This window comes from Algoriphagus lutimaris, assembly GCF_017051705.1.
In the GTDB taxonomy this organism is placed as follows: Bacteria; Bacteroidota; Bacteroidia; order Cytophagales; family Cyclobacteriaceae; genus Algoriphagus; species Algoriphagus lutimaris.
The window spans coordinates 2,152,999-2,168,921 of record NZ_JAFIDJ010000001.1; the positions used below are offsets into that span (position 1 = coordinate 2,152,999).

The following is a 15,923-nucleotide window of genomic DNA, read 5'->3' on the forward strand; positions in this document are numbered from 1 at the left end:
TTATTTTCAAAATTTACTATATATATTTATTTTTTTGCTAAAGTATTAGACTAGATTTTACGAACTCAATAAGACTTTTACCTGTTGGAGGTCAAAGATTAATAGCGATTAAATCAATTTTTGTTGAAAAATCAGATTTCAAAAAAGGAATACTTCAAAATTGTCTTGGTCTTAGGGGCTCTTTGTACCATCAGCCCTTTTTCCATAGACATGTATTTACCTGGATTTCCAGCAATGGCCAGGGAATTGGAGACTCCTATTGCCAATATTCAATTGTCCTTGACTGCCTATTTAGTGGGGATTGCCATTGGCCAATTGTTTTATGGCCCCCTATTAGATAAATATGGGAGAAAAAAACCACTTTATGTAGGTTTGGGAATTTATGTGCTGGCTTCTATTGGATGTGCTTTATCGGGCTCTGTAGAGAATCTAATACTTATGAGGTTCTTACAAGCCATTGGGGGGTGTGCGGGCATGGTTGCCGCTCAGGCTATGGTTCGTGATATTTTCCCTGTGACGAAAACTGCTCAAGTTTTAGCTTTATTGACTTTAGTAATCGCTGTCTCCCCAATGATTGCCCCTACTTTGGGAGGTTTCGTAACGGCTTATTACCATTGGCACTGGGTTTTTATTATTTTGGCATTGCTTACGGTGATTATTTGGATGGCCGTAATATGGGTGCTTCCGGACGGGGCAGAACCTGACACGCAAGTTTCATTGAAGCCTAAACAGGTTTGGAAAAATTATACCCAAGTACTTCAGAACAGGCAATTCTTAGTCTATATGTCCATCGGAGGTTTGGCCGGCGCAGCTCCATTTGCCTATATCGCAGGTTCAGCTGATGTTTTTATGAATATTTATGGAGTAAGTGAAACACAATACGGGTGGATTTTTGCGCTGTTGGCTTTTGCCATGATCGGTTCCACCCAATTGAATCACTTGTTACTTAGAAGATTTACCAGCCAGCAAATCATTAATTTCTCCATGCACTATCAGGTGATAGTTGGATTGCTATTGGTTTTTGGTATTTATTTTCAATGGTTAGAAGTAGGCACTTTGTTAATGTTAATGTTTGTCTTCTTAACAGCACATGGACTAAACGGTCCAAATACTGCAGCATTATCTTTAGCTCCATTTTCGAGAAATGCAGGAAGTGCTTCCGCAATTTTAGGAAGTATACGAATGGCGTTTGGTGGATTGGCTTCTGCGGGGGTCAGCTTCTTTCATGATGGCACTTCTCTTCCCATGGTGAGTGGAATGGCTGCTTGTGCTGTAGCAGGATTCATTGTATTGAAACTTGATCAAAATATCAGAGGTAGCATTAGTAAGGTATATGATAAAAAAGCTCTAGTTAGCTAACAGCTTTGTTTTTCCTTCATTGATTCATTCCTGATTCCAATAAATTCTATCAAAGAACATCCTTACCTTTGTGCAAAATGAAGGATATGACTTTTAAAGAACTTGGATTAAACAAGCAGTTGATTTCTGCGATAGAGAAAGCGAATTACCAGAAACCTTATCCAATTCAAGCAGAAGCTATCCCTGCATTTTTGAAGCGTCAGGATATTTTGGGAATTGCCCCTACTGGATCTGGAAAAACCGCTTCTTACATTTTGCCAATCTTACAAATCCTACAAAATAAAAAGGAACACCGAAGCAGAAATATCCCTGTCTTGGTACTAGTTCCAACTAGAGAACTGGCCTCTCAAGTAGCTCAAGTAGCAGATAACTTTTCAAGGTTTTTAGAGAGAAGGGTCAAAACTGTATCAGTATTTGGAGGGGTCTCCATCAATCCTCAAATGATGAAGATGAATGGAACAGATATTTTGGTTGCTACTCCGGGAAGATTATTGGATTTAATATCACAAAATGCGCTGTCACTTTCAGAAGTAGAAATCTTGGTACTCGATGAAATGGACAAGGTCTTGAATATGGGGTTTCGTGAAGAAGTAAATCAGATATTGTCAGAAATCCCTAAAAAGAGGCAAAACATCCTATTTTCCGCCACCATGGATGAGACTTTGGAAGAAATGATTTCCTCCCTTCTCAAGGATCCTAAGCGCATAACTGTCAAACCGGAAATACTTGATGTTGATCTGATCAATCAATATGCCTATAGAGTCAGCGCTGAAAAGAAAGGTCCTCTATTAAGACATCTTATCAAAAATGGCAATTGGACTCAAATCCTAGTATTTACCTCTTCCATCCGAACTGCCAATAACGTAGTCCAAAAATTAGTAAAGAATGGCATCGATGCCATTGCATTTCATGGGGACAAAAGTCAAGGTGCCAGAATTGAAGCATTGGCAAGATTCAAGTCTGGAAAAACTCAGGTTTTGGTTGCTACTGACTTGGCCGGTAGGGGAATAGATATTCAGTTTTTACCTTTGGTGATCAACTTTGAACTCCCACGTTCTCCCAAAGATTATGTACATCGAATTGGAAGAACTGGACGGGCCGGGGCCACAGGAGAAGCCATTTCACTGATCACTGAAGAAGATTTGCACCACTTTAAAATCATCCAGAAAAAGATGAAAAAGCATGTTCAATTGAGAAGCACAGATGACTTAGATCTTTAAAAACTATTTGATTTCCCATTTTTTTAGAGGATCTTTTGTGTAGAACAAGCCCTCCAAAAAATGACGCCCTACACAAGATTAGTCAGTATTTTTCTTACTTTTTTAATTCTTCATACGAATGTATTTTCCCAAAATACTCCACCAAATATCATCTTAGTTATTACGGATGATCAAGGTTATGGAGACTTTGGCTTCACAGGAAACCCACATATCTCTACTCCAACCCTCGACCAACTCGCTCAAGAAAGTGTGGAGTTTACAAATTTTTACGTATCTCCGGTTTGTGCCCCTACCCGATCCAGTCTTATGACCGGACGCTATTCCCTCCGTACAGGAATCAGAGACACTTATAATGGAGGAGCTATGATGTCCACTGAGGAAATTACCATTGCGGAGCTTTTGAAGAAAAAACATTATGTAACAGGTATTTTTGGCAAGTGGCATTTGGGGGACAACTTCCCCATGCGTCCCAGTGATCAGGGGTTTGATGAATCGTTGATTCACTTATCAGGGGGTATGGGACAGGTGGGTGATTTTACAACCTATTATCAAGGCAATCGAAGCTATTTTGATCCAGTCCTTTGGCATAATAATCAACAACAATCCTATCAAGGTTATTGCTCTGACATCTTTACCGAAGAGGCGATCAAGTTTATAGAGAACAATAAAGACCAACCATTTTTCACCTATCTCTCTTTTAATGCTCCTCATACCCCTTTGCAAGTCCCCGATGAGTATTATCAAAAATATAAAGATTTAGATCCCAGTGAAGGATTTGGAGAAGATGGCAAACCATTTTACCCGATGTCTGAATCCCAAAAAGAAGATGCTAGAAAAGTCTATGCCATGGTAGAAAACATCGATGACAATCTGAATAAGCTATTTAGCAAATTGGAAGAGTTGGAAATTGATGACCGTACGATTATTATCTTTTTGACAGATAATGGACCTCAACAACAACGATATGTATCAGGACTTCGAGGACTCAAAGGGAATGTTTTTCAAGGAGGAGTGCGAGCACCTCTCTTGATTCATTATCCTGAAAAATACCAAAGAAGTAAGAAGATAGATCAATTAACTGCTCATTTGGATATCTTACCTACCATCGCAGAAGTAGTGGGGATTGACTTACCTAATGACCGCAAAATCGATGGCAAGAGCTTAATCCCCTTGATGAATGGGGATGCAAGCAATTTTCAAAACCGAAGCTTTTTCTCTTATTGGAACCGCAAATATCCAGAAAGGTATAATAACATTTCCATTCAAAATTCCGGTTGGAAACTAGTTGGAAAAACTGACTATCAAGCTCCCTTAGAAGATTTTGAGCTATACAACTTGACCGAAGATCCGTACGAACAAACAAATCTCATTTCCACTAAAACTTCCAAAGGGAGGGAACTAAAGATTGAAATGGATGAATTTTATGAGGAATTAATTCAGGAAAAACACTTGGTAAATCAACCTCTCATCCAGGTAGGTTTTGAGGAAGAGAACCCTGTATTCCTAAACCGAAATGATGCTGCAGGTCAAAGAGGTATCTGGGCACAAGAGGAGATTTATGGATATTGGAACGTGTTATTAGCTTCTGGAACCTATGACTTTACATTCAAATTCGTGAAAGATGTACCTTCTCAAGGCACCATGTACTTGGAAACAGGCCCTATAGTAAATCAAACAAAAATAGAGTCAGAAGGAGAAGTAGAATTTATTGAAATGAAGGACATTCAACTTCCTGAAATGAAAACCCAAATCATCCCTTTTTATCAAGTAAATGGAAAACAAATTTTCCCTTTTTGGGTAGAAATCCATAAAAAATAATGGCTGATATATTAATAAATCCATGAAGGGGTGATGCCTATAATCAAAAAATCAACCAGCACTTATAATTCATTTTTAATAGATTCAATTTTTGGCTTATCTTTTTAAATCCTAAAAATTGAAAAAAGAAAATCCATGCCGAAATCATCCAATGCCGAAGTGCAAGAAAAATTACCAAGAAACTTAGGGCTTTGGGGAGTTTGGATGCTAGTGGTTAATGGACTTATTGGAGCGGGAATTTTTGGATTACCCTCAGGGGCAGCTCGATTAGCCGGAGAATACAGTGTTTTGGTTTACGCATTTTGTGCACTGTTAATGCTTCCAGTCATTTTATGTTTTGCCGAATTAGGAAGCTATTTCAAGGGAACTGGAGGGCCAATCAAATATGGGAAATTAGCTTTTGGTTCATTTATTGGTTTTCAAGGTGGTTGGCTTTACTATTTGGCAAGATTGATTTCATTTGCCGCCAACACGGTTTTGTTAACAGATAGCATCGGTTACTTTTTACCTGCAGCAGCGGAAGGATATGGAAGACTCATTTCACTTGCAATTACCTGTGGGGCATTAAGCCTGATCAACATTCTTGGGTCTGTGGAATCCATTCGTTCTATGACCTTATTTACGATCATCAAATTCTCCGTCTTGATTGGTTTAGTGTTTGGAGGATTTATACTATTAGGCCCTGAAGTTTTACCAAATTTTGGAAGCCCACTTCCCGAAGGTTCCAATTTAGGTGCGGCAGCTTTATTGTTAATTTATGCCTTTGTCGGATTTGAAGGGGCAGTAGTCCCTGCTGGTGAAGCCAAAAGACCTGAAAGAGACATGCCGTTGGGCTTAATATTGGGTCTAGTTATCGTCGCAGTATTGTATATGTTGATCCAATTGGTAACTCAGGCAGCCGTTCCTGATTTGGCAACTAGTAGCACCCCACTATTGGATGCTTCCTCTTCTTTATTCGGGAGTACAGGTGCGGTAATCTTAATGATTGGAGTTGCGACCTCAGTGATCGCAAATTTAATTGGATCTATGTTTTCAGCGACCCGGATCACCTACGCCTTATCTCTGGAGAAATCTCTTCCTGAATGGTTCGGTAGTGTACATGAAAAATACCTGACTCCAGCCAATTCTGTACTATTTTTCGGAATAGTTGCCTTTGCCTTGGCAGCTTTTGGAACATTTACATTTCTAGCTGCGATGACTGTCTTGTCAAGACTCTTTTTATTCATGATGAGCTGTGCAGCAATTCCTGTTTTACGTCCTAGATTTAAAGAACAAAGCCCATTTATTCTCAAGGGAGGAATTCTAATTCCTGTTCTTGGAATTTTAGCCTGTCTTTGGTTGATGATTCAAGTGAGCTGGACTTCTGTTTGGTTAACTGCAGTCTTGATTTTAATTGGTTCAATTTTATATTGGTTAGGAAAAAGGCAAAGTAAGGTGGCATAAAAAGTAGGCATAAAGTTTCTTTTGCTGCATTCAAAGGCTGACCTTTGCCAAGCATTTAAGTAAAAGTGGATATCCCACTCCAATTTCGACCAAAAATGACAAATAAAAACCTTGCCATACGCACCGTGATTTTCAGTATGCTGGGAAATGTCGCCTTGGCAACTATAAAGTTTTTAGCAGGAATTTTTGGTAATTCATACGCATTAATTGCGGACGGAATTGAATCTGTGGTCGATGTATTTGCATCCATTTTGGTCTTAGTGGGTCTTCGCTATGCCAATCGGCCAGCGGATGAAAACCATCCCTATGGGCATGGAAAAGCAGAACCCCTGATCACCTTTTTAGTAGTTGCTTTTCTGATAGTTTCTGCGGCTACTATAGCCTATCAAGCGATCCAACATATCCGAATTCCACACAAGTTGCCTGAAAGCTTCACCTTATGGGTATTGGCAGCTATTATTATCTGGAAAGAATCTTCCTATCAAATTGTCATTAGGAGAAGTAAAAAAATAAACTCCGATTCATTAAAAGCGGAAGCTTGGCACCACAGAAGTGATGCAATTACTTCCATCGCTGCATTTATAGGAATTTCAATTGCATTATATTTTGGAGAAGGATATGAAGTAGCTGATGATTATGCAGCTCTGGTAGCTGTGGTTTTCATCGTGTACAACTGTTATAAAATATTCAGACCGGCTTTATCAGAGGTGATGGATGAAAATAATCATGAGGATTTAATTGAGAAAATTAGGACAATAGCTATTGAAGTAAAAGGGGTCAAGGGAACTGAAAAATGCTACATTAGAAAAGCAGGTATGGATTACCATGTGGACTTACATGCCTTGGTGGAAGGTAATCTAACCGTGAAAGAAGGACATCGAATCTCCCATTTATTGAAAGATAAACTTCAAAAGGAAATCCCTGAGATAGGACATCTACTTATTCATATAGAACCTTTTTAGGAAATCGGTTTTTTAAATTATTGCTATGAAAAAATCCACAATTGAGGAATTAAGAGCTCGATTTGACCAGGATGTAGAACGGTTTTCAAATCTAGACACGGGTCAACTTTCAACAATCGATGCACAGGTTTCTCTTGAGCTAATCACTGAAGCAGCAAAAAGGATCGTTCCCCATGCAAAGCAATTGCTCGACATTGGTTGTGGCGCTGGAAACTATACCTTAAAAATGCTTTCCAAGCTTCCCCATCTCAATTGTACTTTAGTGGATTTGAGTTTACCTATGCTCCAAAAAGCAGAAGAAAGAGTTAAACAAATTGCTCTAGGAAGAGTAAAATGCATTCAAGAAGACATCCGTATTGCAGAACTGGATGATCACGGGTACGACATAATTTTAGCAGGTGCAGTTTTACACCATTTACGAGATGATGAAGATTGGGAAAGCACCTTTACTAAACTTTATCATTTACTCAAGCCAGGGGGATGTTTGATGATATCAGACTTGATCACTCAAGAAAACTCCATTTTGAATGACTACACCTGGGAGCGATATGGAGATTATTTAGAGGCTTTGGTCGATAAAGAATACCGTCAAAAAGTCCTTGCCTATGTTGACAAAGAAGATTCGCCAAGGTCTATGAGTTTCCAATTAGAATTAATGAAAAAGGTAGGTTTTAGCAGTACTGAAATTCTACATAAAAACATGTGCTTCGGCGCATTTGGAGGCATTAAATAAATGAGCTTTCGCTTTCTACCGTCACCCTTTTCATACTGTAAATTCTTGCTTTAAAACTCGCTAGTATAACTTTTTAGGATGTTAATCTATTTTTAACAGAAAAACATTACCACTTAATAATCATTAAGTTGCAAATAAAATTATCAACTCATTTTATGTATCTTAATGTGTTTTATGGTTGAAAAATTATCTCAACAAATTCTTTATTTTTCAAACCATTCAACCTAATAATTCGCCTATGAAAATCCTTTTCACGCTTGCACTTTTCTTGTATTCTAGTTTTGTTTTTGCGCAAACAGAACAAGAAATAGCCACAAAAGTAGAAGCCTTAAGACTAGCTCTCATAGATCCTACCGAAGCGAGCTTAAAAGCGCTTAGTTCCGATAGACTGAGCTATGGACATTCTAATGGAAAAATCGAAAATAAAACTGAGTTTATAGAAGCCTTAGTCAGTGGTGTATCAGATTTTGCAACCGCTACTTTTAAAGATCAAACCATTCAGATTGAAAAAAATACGGCAATTGTAAGACATATACTGGCTGCTGATTTGGTAAATGGAGACCAAACCAACCACATAGAAATCGGAGTAATTATGTTCTGGCATAAAGAAAAAGGCCAGTGGAAATTGCGGGCCAGACAAGCATATAAATTAACTTAAGAAGTTTAGGTATAAGGACTTTCCTCTGGAATTGGTTTTTTGTGCCAATAGGACGCGAGGATGGAACCACTCACATTCATAAATGGCCCAAATACCGCCGGAGCTAGGCCTACAGTGGCTATTTTCCCCATTTCTTTGGCAATTCCGGAAGCTAGTCCACCATTTTGCATTCCCACTTCAATAGCAATTGTTCTACAATCTCGCTCGCTCAGCCTAAATAAACGGCTTGACCAATAACCCAATAGATATCCTGCAAGATTGTGGAATATGACCATAACAATAAGCATTGGCCCAATATCCAACAAGCTATCTCGTCCAGCAGCCACAATAACAACTAAAATCAAAGCAATGGCAGCCATGGAAATAATTGGCATCAAATCATCCAGCCATTTGGATTTACCTCGCAGAAAATAATTAAAGACCAGCCCTGCACCAATTGGGATAATCACCATTTTCACAATACTGAACATCATATCCACTACATCAATTGCTACAAATTCTCCTGCCAGCCATCCCATGAGGAAGGGAGTTACAAATGGAGCTAATAGCGTAGTAATGGAAGTTACGGTGATCGAAAGTGCTAAATTAGCTTTCGCTAAAAAACTCATCACGTTTGAAGCCATACCACTAGGAGAACAGCCTATCAGAATCATCCCTGCTGCAATTTCTGGGGGGAACCCACTTAATTTAGCGAGTGTAAAGCCAATGAAAGGCATAATGGAAAATTGACATAATACCCCAATCAGTACTCCTTTAGGCATTTTTACGACTCCCAAAAAATCTTTAATACTCATGGAAGTCCCCATACCAAACATTATTACTTGAATCAAGGGAACAATCAAGGCACTAAATTTAAAACCTTGGTACTCAAGGAAATATTGGGGAAAATAGAGTGCAAGCGCAACAGACCCAAAGATCATCATAGAATATGCATATCCCTTTAATTTTTCACTTCCCAAAAATGAAAGTGCACAAATAAAGAAAAAGCCAATCCATAAAAAGCTTGCATATTCAATTCCTAGAAACAGGCTAGTTCCAACCGCTCCAACAAATAGCGCAATTGAAAGAATTGAAAGAGATTTTGTGATTCTTGGATTCAAAATGAAGGTATTTTGGGTGAATGCTCATGAAATTAACCCGAAAACAAGATTTGGAGCAAGTTTCCGGTTTTATCAAAAGGTAAAATAGGAATCTTAACTGTAAGTTCTATCATGAGAACGCTTATCGTTCCACATATCAGTGGGTGCAAAATATGACTTGTCTGAAGGGTGTAAGTGAGCTTTCACTACTTCCTCATTTAATTCAATCCCCAATCCAGGTGCTTCCAGAGGAACTGGCGCGTAACCTTTGTCAATTATTTTTCCTCCTCCGGTCATGGTGACCATATCTTCCCACCAGGGAACATCTACCGAATGGTGTTCCAGAGCAAGGAAATTCTGTGTGGCAGCTGCACAGTGAACATTTGCCATAAAGGATACTGGGGTACCTGCCTGGTGCATGGCCATGGCAATTCCTTTTTCCTCGGCATAGTCGGCAATGCGTTTGGTCTCCAAAAGCCCCCCTGAAGAGGCCAAATCCGGATGCACGATATCCACTGCATGATTATCAATTAAATCTTTGAAATACTGAAGTAGGTAAATATCCTCTCCCGTAGTAGTAGGAGTATTTAATGCAGTAGTAATGGTCTTATGTTGTTCCCACATTTGCCAGGGCACCATATCCTCAAGCCAGGCAAGTCTGTACTTATCCAATGCTTGCCCCAGTCTGATACAATTGTTCAAGTCAAAATGTCCATAATGATCAGTAGAAAGTGGTATTTCATAACCTACCATTCCTCTGACGTGATCCACTATCTTGGCAAGTTCGTCCAAACCTTTTTCTGTTATTTGGACTCCAGTAAAAGGATGGGCGGTATTCGCATAGGACATATATCCTCCTTGCCACTGGCTTTTCCCTTGCTTGAAAATCTCAGGGTTGACAATACATCCTGGAATATCCATGATTTCACCAATGGAAACATCCATTTTTAGCCAAGTGTATCCTTGCTCCTCGGTTCTATATTTAATAAGTTTTAATTGCTCCTCTGGTGAACTTGCCTCAGGAGTATCCGCATACAACCTCACAGAATCTCTATACCTTCCTCCCAATAACTGCCAAGCTGGAACATTATAGGCTTTTCCGCAAAGGTCCCAAAGGGCCATTTCTACTCCACATACTCCTCCTGCTTGACGGGATTGCCCCCCAAATTGCTTGATGATTTTAAAAACCTTCTCCACATTACATGGGTTTTCTCCCAAAATCCTACTCTTAAGCATCAAGGCATATTTTGGGTCAGCGCCGTCTCTAACCTCCCCCAATCCATAGATTCCTTGGTTGGTATCTATTCTAAGAATAGCTGTACCTCCCATTACTGCAGTATGTGCATAACGCAAATCAGTAATTTTCAAATCTGAGGGAGAAGAAGCTCTACGCACATTTTTGGTTGTTTCTGCCATGGTGTCTTCTATACTAAGTCCCATCAGTGCGGAAAGGCTCAGTCCTCCCAAAGCAGTCTTCTTCAAAAAATCTCTTCTGTTATCTTTTGTCAGAGGATTATCAATTTCTGCTTGGCGTTGGGCAATATATTGCTGCTCTCTTATTTTGTTCTTTTCAATGAGTTCTTTTAGGGTATTTTTCATGATATGCAGGGTTATTGTTAAATCAATATGATTGAAGGTCAGTTTATATTAACCGGCTAAAATAAGTCTGAGAAAGGCCTTTAGTCCTTGCCACATTAAAAATGAAGTGATTAGTAATTCCTCTCTTTTAGGTAATTATCTAATTCCTCTTTCGTCATAGGTAGTTTTCCAGGATAGTTATTCAACCAATCCAAAAAGTCTTTTTTGATTTCCTCTGTCCATTGGCTATCAATTTGTCCAGCAAGGTATTTCCCCTCCCGAAGCCTTTGATGACCAAACTCATCTCTTAGGCCAGTCACTTCGGAAGTCAAGACCAATTCCTCCACCAAAAAGGCAGGTATAAAAATCACTCCATATTTTTTTGCCAACACCACATCACCGGGAAGCACGGTCGCACGCCCAATTCTAATGGGGGTATTAATAGAGATAAGCATCATTTGTTGGATATAAGATGGATCCTGTCCTTTGATCCAAGCATTAAATCCTTCAATTTCAGAAAGGCCTTCCTGATCGCGAACCGAACCATTGAATACCACACCTCTCTGAGATTTAGCAAAAATTGCATTTCCTAAATTATCCCCAATTAATGTACCGTCCGCAATTTTCCCATACCCATCTGCCACATAAACATCCCCGTTCACGAGTACATCTATTGGCCAGGAATTGGTCCCTCCTTTTGGAGATCGGCCTTCTTTTTCCACTCCTTGATCTTTCACTTGTTTTTCAAGATCAGGCCTGAGTGGCATGTATTGGGCAGTTACTACCCGGCCGGTCATCGCCTCGTCTGGCAGCATAATTTGCCAGTCACCTTCGTATTGATTTTGAAATCCTTTGTTTCTCAAAACTCCCCAAGCCTCTTCAATCGAAATGTTTTTTAATCGTTCAAGTATAGAATCAGATACTTTAGGTCTTCCATCAGGAAATCGCTCGCCCGTCCATTGAGAAGTTAAAGCTTTAATATACTCAGGGGAAGCACCAACATTTTGTGCAGTTGCTTTTCCTATCGGAAGCATCATGATGCAAGAAAGCACTAAAGCAAAAGGATAGCTTTTTTGTAGAAATTTAAAATTCATTAGTCATTTTGGGTTACTGGTTAAAATTAAATGATGATGGAAAAGAGTTAGTGTCTACTCAAAAAAGGGAATACCGGGAACGGCATGTTTTTTCATACCTTCTTCATTGATCTCTACTCCAATGCCTGGTTTTTCAGAAAGCGTGATAAAGCTGTTTTCGGTTCTTGGTCCATCGTAGGTCACGATATCTTTCCAAAGATCATCCTTGTCCATGTAGATCTGCCATTCCATAATTTGAAAATTTGGAACTGAAGCACATACATGGCAGCTTGCCATCGCACCAAGAAATGAGGCAACCATATGGGGTGAAAAAGGCACATAATACAGATTAGCCAAATTTGCGATGCGTTGGGCTTCTCCCAATCCTCCCGCCTTTTGCAAATCAGGCATGATGATATCCAGTGCTCCATCTGCCAATAGCTTGGTGAATCCATAAGCGAGATAGATATTTTCTCCAGCGCAAATAGGAGTGCTGGTCTCTTGTGTAATGTGTTTATAAACCTCAGGATTATCTGCTGGAACTGGTTCTTCCAACCACATCAGGTTCAGAGGCTCATACATTTTAGCCATTTTCATCCCTGTGACTGCATCATACCTTCCATGCATGTCCACGCAAATATCAATGTTAGGACCTACTTCCTCCCTTACTGCTGCTATGGCATTGTACATTCGATCTATTTCGGCTGGGTTTGCAGTCCAATTGAATCGATCGTATTTATTCGGATCTCTACCATTATCAACATCAAATTTCACTGCATTGTAACCCCGGGAAACGGCATCTCGAGCTGCTGCAGCATAGTCCTCTGGTGTTGGATTGGTTGAGGCATAAAGTGCAGTATCACAATACACACGGATTTTATCCCGGAACTTCCCTCCTAACAGTTGGTAAACTGGAACATTAAAAACTTTACCTGTAATATCCCAAAGAGCTGTTTCAATTGCAGTAAGTACAGCGACAAAAACTCCTGATTGGGCTCCTCCAAAAAAAGAACCCTTTCGAAGTTGTTCAGCCAATCGGTTCGGATTTAAAGGATTTTGTCCTTTCAGTTGATTCCCTAACCTTTTGACTAAGTAATAAGTACCATGAATGGCATCAACCGCCTCACCACAGCCCCAAACATCTTGGTTGGTATATATTTTCACATAAACAGCACCACGGACAAATCCACATTTGACGTCAGTGATTTTTAAATCGGAGGGATTGGAATAATTATTTTGCTTGTGGACTGCTGCTTGCAAGCCTTGGCCAAAATTGGTCAATAAGCCAGCACCAGTTAATCCAAGAGCAGCACCTTTTTGAAGGAAGGATCTACGTGATTTTTTGTTATTCATGATTGAAATTGATTTTAACAATTAGGTTACCAGGTTCTTTTCTTTAGGATTTCTTGTATCTGTTCTCTGGCGATCGGCAATTCATCGATATGGTCATTTAACCATTGTGAAAAGTCTTTTTCAATCTCATCAGACCATCTAGTATCTATTTGACCAGCTGTGTATTTACCTTCTCTAAGCCGCTGATGACCAAACATATCCCTCAGTCGAACTACCTCTGAGGTCACCACTACTTTTTCGGCCAAATGTGCAGGAATAAAAGAAACTCCTCCATCTCTTCCCAACACAACATCTCCAGCCATTACTGTTACTTGGTGAATTCTGGTTGGCTTGTTGATACCGATCAGCATGGTATTTAAGTCTCCTGGCTGATTGTGATGGGATGGGTGATAACTGGAAACATAAGATGTAAAAGAACCTATTTCCTTTAATCCTACTATATCTCTGATTGCTCCATCATATACAATCCCGTTTCCGGACTTGGCATAAATAGCATTTCCAACATTATCTCCGATGGTAGGGCCTCCATTATGAATACCAAACTGATCTACTACATATACATCACCTGGAACCAATAGATCCACTGGCCATGAATTCTGACCACGTTTCCCTTCATTCTTTCCACGCTCATCAATCGCATCATGAATATCGGGTCGCCCAGGCATAAAAGTGGCTGTCAAAGCCCTTCCAACCAAAACACTATCTGGATTAATCATTAATCCCCAACCATCTGCATATTGATATCTGTAACCTTCGTTCTTCATCACAGCCCAAGCTTCGTCATGGGTAACTTGTTTCATTCTTCTTAAAATATCATCGGATACTTTTGGTCGACCATCCTCAAATCGTTCTCCTGTCCACTTTTGAGTCAGAAAGAGCATCTCTTCTTTTGATATCTGTTGAGCGAATACTCCCGAAACAATAAGTAAGAGTAAGGCAAGGGTGAGTGAGATTTTTTTGATCATAATTCGAAATGATTTAAATAAAACGGGACTCAGTAAATCCCAAGCTCCGATTATAATTATTTGTCCCACTATACCTTGATAGCAAGATTATCCGGTCCTTGAGATGATATTGCAGCATTTACATTTTCTGAATTTACTGAAATTTCAGAATTAGGGTATGTCAATCGATTAATAATATCCACTTCTTTTCCAGGGAAAGGATTGGAATCCAAATTTGGGAAGCCTAATTCTCAGAGATTTGTAAGTACCTCAGAACCATTTAGAAATGAAAGAAGAATACTCGAACGATTCAGGGTTTATGATATCCACCTATTTCTATAACATGATTACATTCTTCGCAACAAAATTGAGTTTCACAGATTTGAAAAGTTGATTTGCTGGCAAATGCTTCGTCAAATCAGGTTATGTGTAGAAGGAAGTGATATTCCCATAAAACTGGAAACCTGGACATAATTCAGATAATTAAAATATTTTTAAAAATAATCTCACCCTACCTTATCGGGATTCTTGAAAGAGCCAAAAGCAAATATTAAAATCAGCCCAATATCCCTGCAATAAAAAATCCGGCATAAGTCCCAACCGCATTTCCCAAACTTCCCACCAAAATTCCTGGGATTAATAGGTCAGGTCTATTCAAACTTTCAGCCGCCGCTAGAGCAGTGGTATTGCCTCCCACATTTGCTTGGGAAGCAACAGTCACCACATCCCAATCAATCTTTAATATGCCTCCCAAACCATAAATCACTACCCCATGAACTAGCATCAAAATACTTACAAAAAGAATGAAAGTTCCTGCAAGGTCACCTATTCCAGAAAGTGTTTTAAAATCACATAGTGTCCCGATCACTCCTAGAAACAATAAGATTAAAAAGAAACCAATGGTATGAGTGCCCTGAATCCTTTGAATGAAAGGGAATTGGGCTAAAATTAAAGCCAGAGTCGTCAGAGTAATAATTTCGGGAATTACTGGAAAGTAAAAACTTAAGAGCTTAGAGAAGGCCATTGCCAAGAAGGACAAACCAAAAATTGCCGCCAAAGCTCCTATTGAGATGGATTCATGGGTTTTTATTTTCCCCACCTCTCCACTAGGAGGCATTATTTTTTTTCTCGGAAAAAGTTTTTGAAGATAGCGAGGCAAAAGTAAGGTAATTACAATCCAAGGTGTACCTATTAAATTATCTACTACTGTCGTAGCTGCAAACAAATCAGCATGCTCATTTACCTCATAGGCAAGAGCCACTGCATTAAAATTGATACTCCCTCCAATATAAGTTCCCGTGTACATTCCTGCAATAGCATTGGCCAAAGGTCCTATTTCCGTCTCTGGTCGAACTAAAAACCAAGCCACCAACACTCCAATAATAGTCCCCAAAGCCCCAATTCCAAACATTAATAAAATGGGAAACCCTGCCTTTTTCACACTTTTCAAATCCACATCCAATAAGGCAATAAAAATACCCATGGGTGCCAGATACAAAAATACGCTATTATAAATAGGGTGACCCGAAGTGGCAGTGGGGATAATGCCAGAATTGGCAAAAACAGCACAGATTAAAATTACCAAAATTGGAGTTCCTATGGTTCTCCCGACTTTATTTTTAGCTAACCAAACAGAAAGTAAAACAGCTATGCATAGCATTCCACTCACATAGATTGGATCTTCGGTAAATGTCATGTTGGAA

The 15,923-nt window shown here is 39.4% G+C and carries 13 protein-coding genes; 7 read left to right on the forward strand and 6 right to left on the reverse strand.

All coding sequences use genetic code 11. The features are described from left to right. Nucleotides 1-123: 123 nt before the first annotated feature. The 7 genes from JYB62_RS08845 to JYB62_RS08875 all read left to right on the forward strand — a co-directional run bounded on the left by JYB62_RS08845 (nt 124) and on the right by JYB62_RS08875 (nt 8,193). A complete protein-coding gene (locus tag JYB62_RS08845) occupies nt 124-1,359 on the forward strand; it encodes a multidrug effflux MFS transporter (protein ID WP_207758596.1) in 1,236 nt (411 codons plus the stop codon). Nucleotides 1,360-1,445: 86 nt separating this feature from the next. Further along, complete coding sequence (locus JYB62_RS08850) at nt 1,446-2,579, forward strand: DEAD/DEAH box helicase (protein WP_205645032.1); 1,134 nt, start codon at nt 1,446-1,448, stop codon at nt 2,577-2,579. 60 nt (nt 2,580-2,639) lie between these two features. After that, on the forward strand, nt 2,640-4,397 hold the full coding sequence (locus tag JYB62_RS08855; protein ID WP_205645033.1) for an arylsulfatase: 1,758 nt from the start codon (nt 2,640-2,642) through the stop codon (nt 4,395-4,397). Between the two features lie 135 nt (nt 4,398-4,532). Continuing rightward, nucleotides 4,533-5,840, forward strand: a complete 1,308-nt coding sequence (locus JYB62_RS08860) for an APC family permease (RefSeq protein ID WP_205645034.1) — start codon at nt 4,533-4,535, stop codon at nt 5,838-5,840. Nucleotides 5,841-5,935: 95 nt separating this feature from the next. Then, nucleotides 5,936-6,802, forward strand: coding sequence for a cation diffusion facilitator family transporter (locus tag JYB62_RS08865; protein ID WP_205645035.1), 867 nt, complete (start codon nt 5,936-5,938; stop codon nt 6,800-6,802). Nucleotides 6,803-6,827: 25 nt separating this feature from the next. Then, nucleotides 6,828-7,535, forward strand: a complete 708-nt coding sequence (locus tag JYB62_RS08870; protein WP_205645036.1) for a class I SAM-dependent methyltransferase — start codon at nt 6,828-6,830, stop codon at nt 7,533-7,535. Between the two features lie 238 nt (nt 7,536-7,773). Then, nucleotides 7,774-8,193 (forward strand): nuclear transport factor 2 family protein, encoded by a 420-nt coding sequence (locus JYB62_RS08875; RefSeq protein ID WP_205645037.1) that lies wholly within the window; start codon nt 7,774-7,776, stop codon nt 8,191-8,193. A 5-nt stretch (nt 8,194-8,198) separates the two neighbouring features. On the opposite strand, the gene JYB62_RS08880 is transcribed toward JYB62_RS08875, so the two are convergent. The 6 genes from JYB62_RS08880 to JYB62_RS08905 all read right to left on the reverse strand — a co-directional run bounded on the left by JYB62_RS08880 (nt 8,199) and on the right by JYB62_RS08905 (nt 15,916). Continuing rightward, a complete protein-coding gene (locus tag JYB62_RS08880) occupies nt 8,199-9,296 on the reverse strand; it encodes a bile acid:sodium symporter family protein (protein ID WP_394369693.1) in 1,098 nt (365 codons plus the stop codon). Between the two features lie 90 nt (nt 9,297-9,386). Beyond that, complete coding sequence (locus JYB62_RS08885) at nt 9,387-10,871, reverse strand: mandelate racemase/muconate lactonizing enzyme family protein (protein ID WP_205645038.1); 1,485 nt, start codon at nt 10,869-10,871, stop codon at nt 9,387-9,389. A 110-nt stretch (nt 10,872-10,981) separates the two neighbouring features. Then, nucleotides 10,982-11,887 (reverse strand): RraA family protein, encoded by a 906-nt coding sequence (locus JYB62_RS08890; protein WP_205645441.1) that lies wholly within the window; start codon nt 11,885-11,887, stop codon nt 10,982-10,984. A gap of 111 nt (nt 11,888-11,998) precedes the next feature. Further along, a complete protein-coding gene (locus JYB62_RS08895; RefSeq protein WP_205645039.1) occupies nt 11,999-13,276 on the reverse strand; it encodes a mandelate racemase/muconate lactonizing enzyme family protein in 1,278 nt (425 codons plus the stop codon). A 26-nt stretch (nt 13,277-13,302) separates the two neighbouring features. Continuing rightward, the gene (locus JYB62_RS08900; RefSeq protein ID WP_205645040.1) at nt 13,303-14,241 is read right to left on the reverse strand and encodes an RraA family protein; all 939 of its coding nucleotides are present in this window, start codon (nt 14,239-14,241) and stop codon (nt 13,303-13,305) included. 535 nt (nt 14,242-14,776) lie between these two features. Next, nucleotides 14,777-15,916: a DUF819 family protein gene (locus tag JYB62_RS08905; RefSeq protein WP_205645041.1), complete on the reverse strand. Its 1,140-nt coding sequence runs from the start codon at nt 15,914-15,916 to the stop codon at nt 14,777-14,779. Nucleotides 15,917-15,923 lie beyond the last annotated feature (7 nt).

What these genes read in the sequence shown, in the direction of transcription:
- JYB62_RS08890 (WP_205645441.1), bottom strand. Translation starts at nt 11,887, where the DNA reads ATGATGCTTCCGATAGGAAAAGCAACTGCACAAAATGTTGGTGCTTCC.
- JYB62_RS08900 (WP_205645040.1), bottom strand. Translation starts at nt 14,241, where the DNA reads ATGATCAAAAAAATCTCACTCACCCTTGCCTTACTCTTACTTATTGTT.
- JYB62_RS08860 (WP_205645034.1), top strand. Translation starts at nt 4,533, where the DNA reads ATGCCGAAATCATCCAATGCCGAAGTGCAAGAAAAATTACCAAGAAAC.
- JYB62_RS08850 (WP_205645032.1), top strand. Translation starts at nt 1,446, where the DNA reads ATGACTTTTAAAGAACTTGGATTAAACAAGCAGTTGATTTCTGCGATA.
- JYB62_RS08855 (WP_205645033.1), top strand. Translation starts at nt 2,640, where the DNA reads ATGACGCCCTACACAAGATTAGTCAGTATTTTTCTTACTTTTTTAATT.
- JYB62_RS08870 (WP_205645036.1), top strand. Translation starts at nt 6,828, where the DNA reads ATGAAAAAATCCACAATTGAGGAATTAAGAGCTCGATTTGACCAGGAT.
- JYB62_RS08865 (WP_205645035.1), top strand. Translation starts at nt 5,936, where the DNA reads ATGACAAATAAAAACCTTGCCATACGCACCGTGATTTTCAGTATGCTG.
- JYB62_RS08885 (WP_205645038.1), bottom strand. Translation starts at nt 10,871, where the DNA reads ATGAAAAATACCCTAAAAGAACTCATTGAAAAGAACAAAATAAGAGAG.
- JYB62_RS08875 (WP_205645037.1), top strand. Translation starts at nt 7,774, where the DNA reads ATGAAAATCCTTTTCACGCTTGCACTTTTCTTGTATTCTAGTTTTGTT.
- JYB62_RS08905 (WP_205645041.1), bottom strand. Translation starts at nt 15,916, where the DNA reads ATGACATTTACCGAAGATCCAATCTATGTGAGTGGAATGCTATGCATA.
- JYB62_RS08895 (WP_205645039.1), bottom strand. Translation starts at nt 13,276, where the DNA reads ATGAATAACAAAAAATCACGTAGATCCTTCCTTCAAAAAGGTGCTGCT.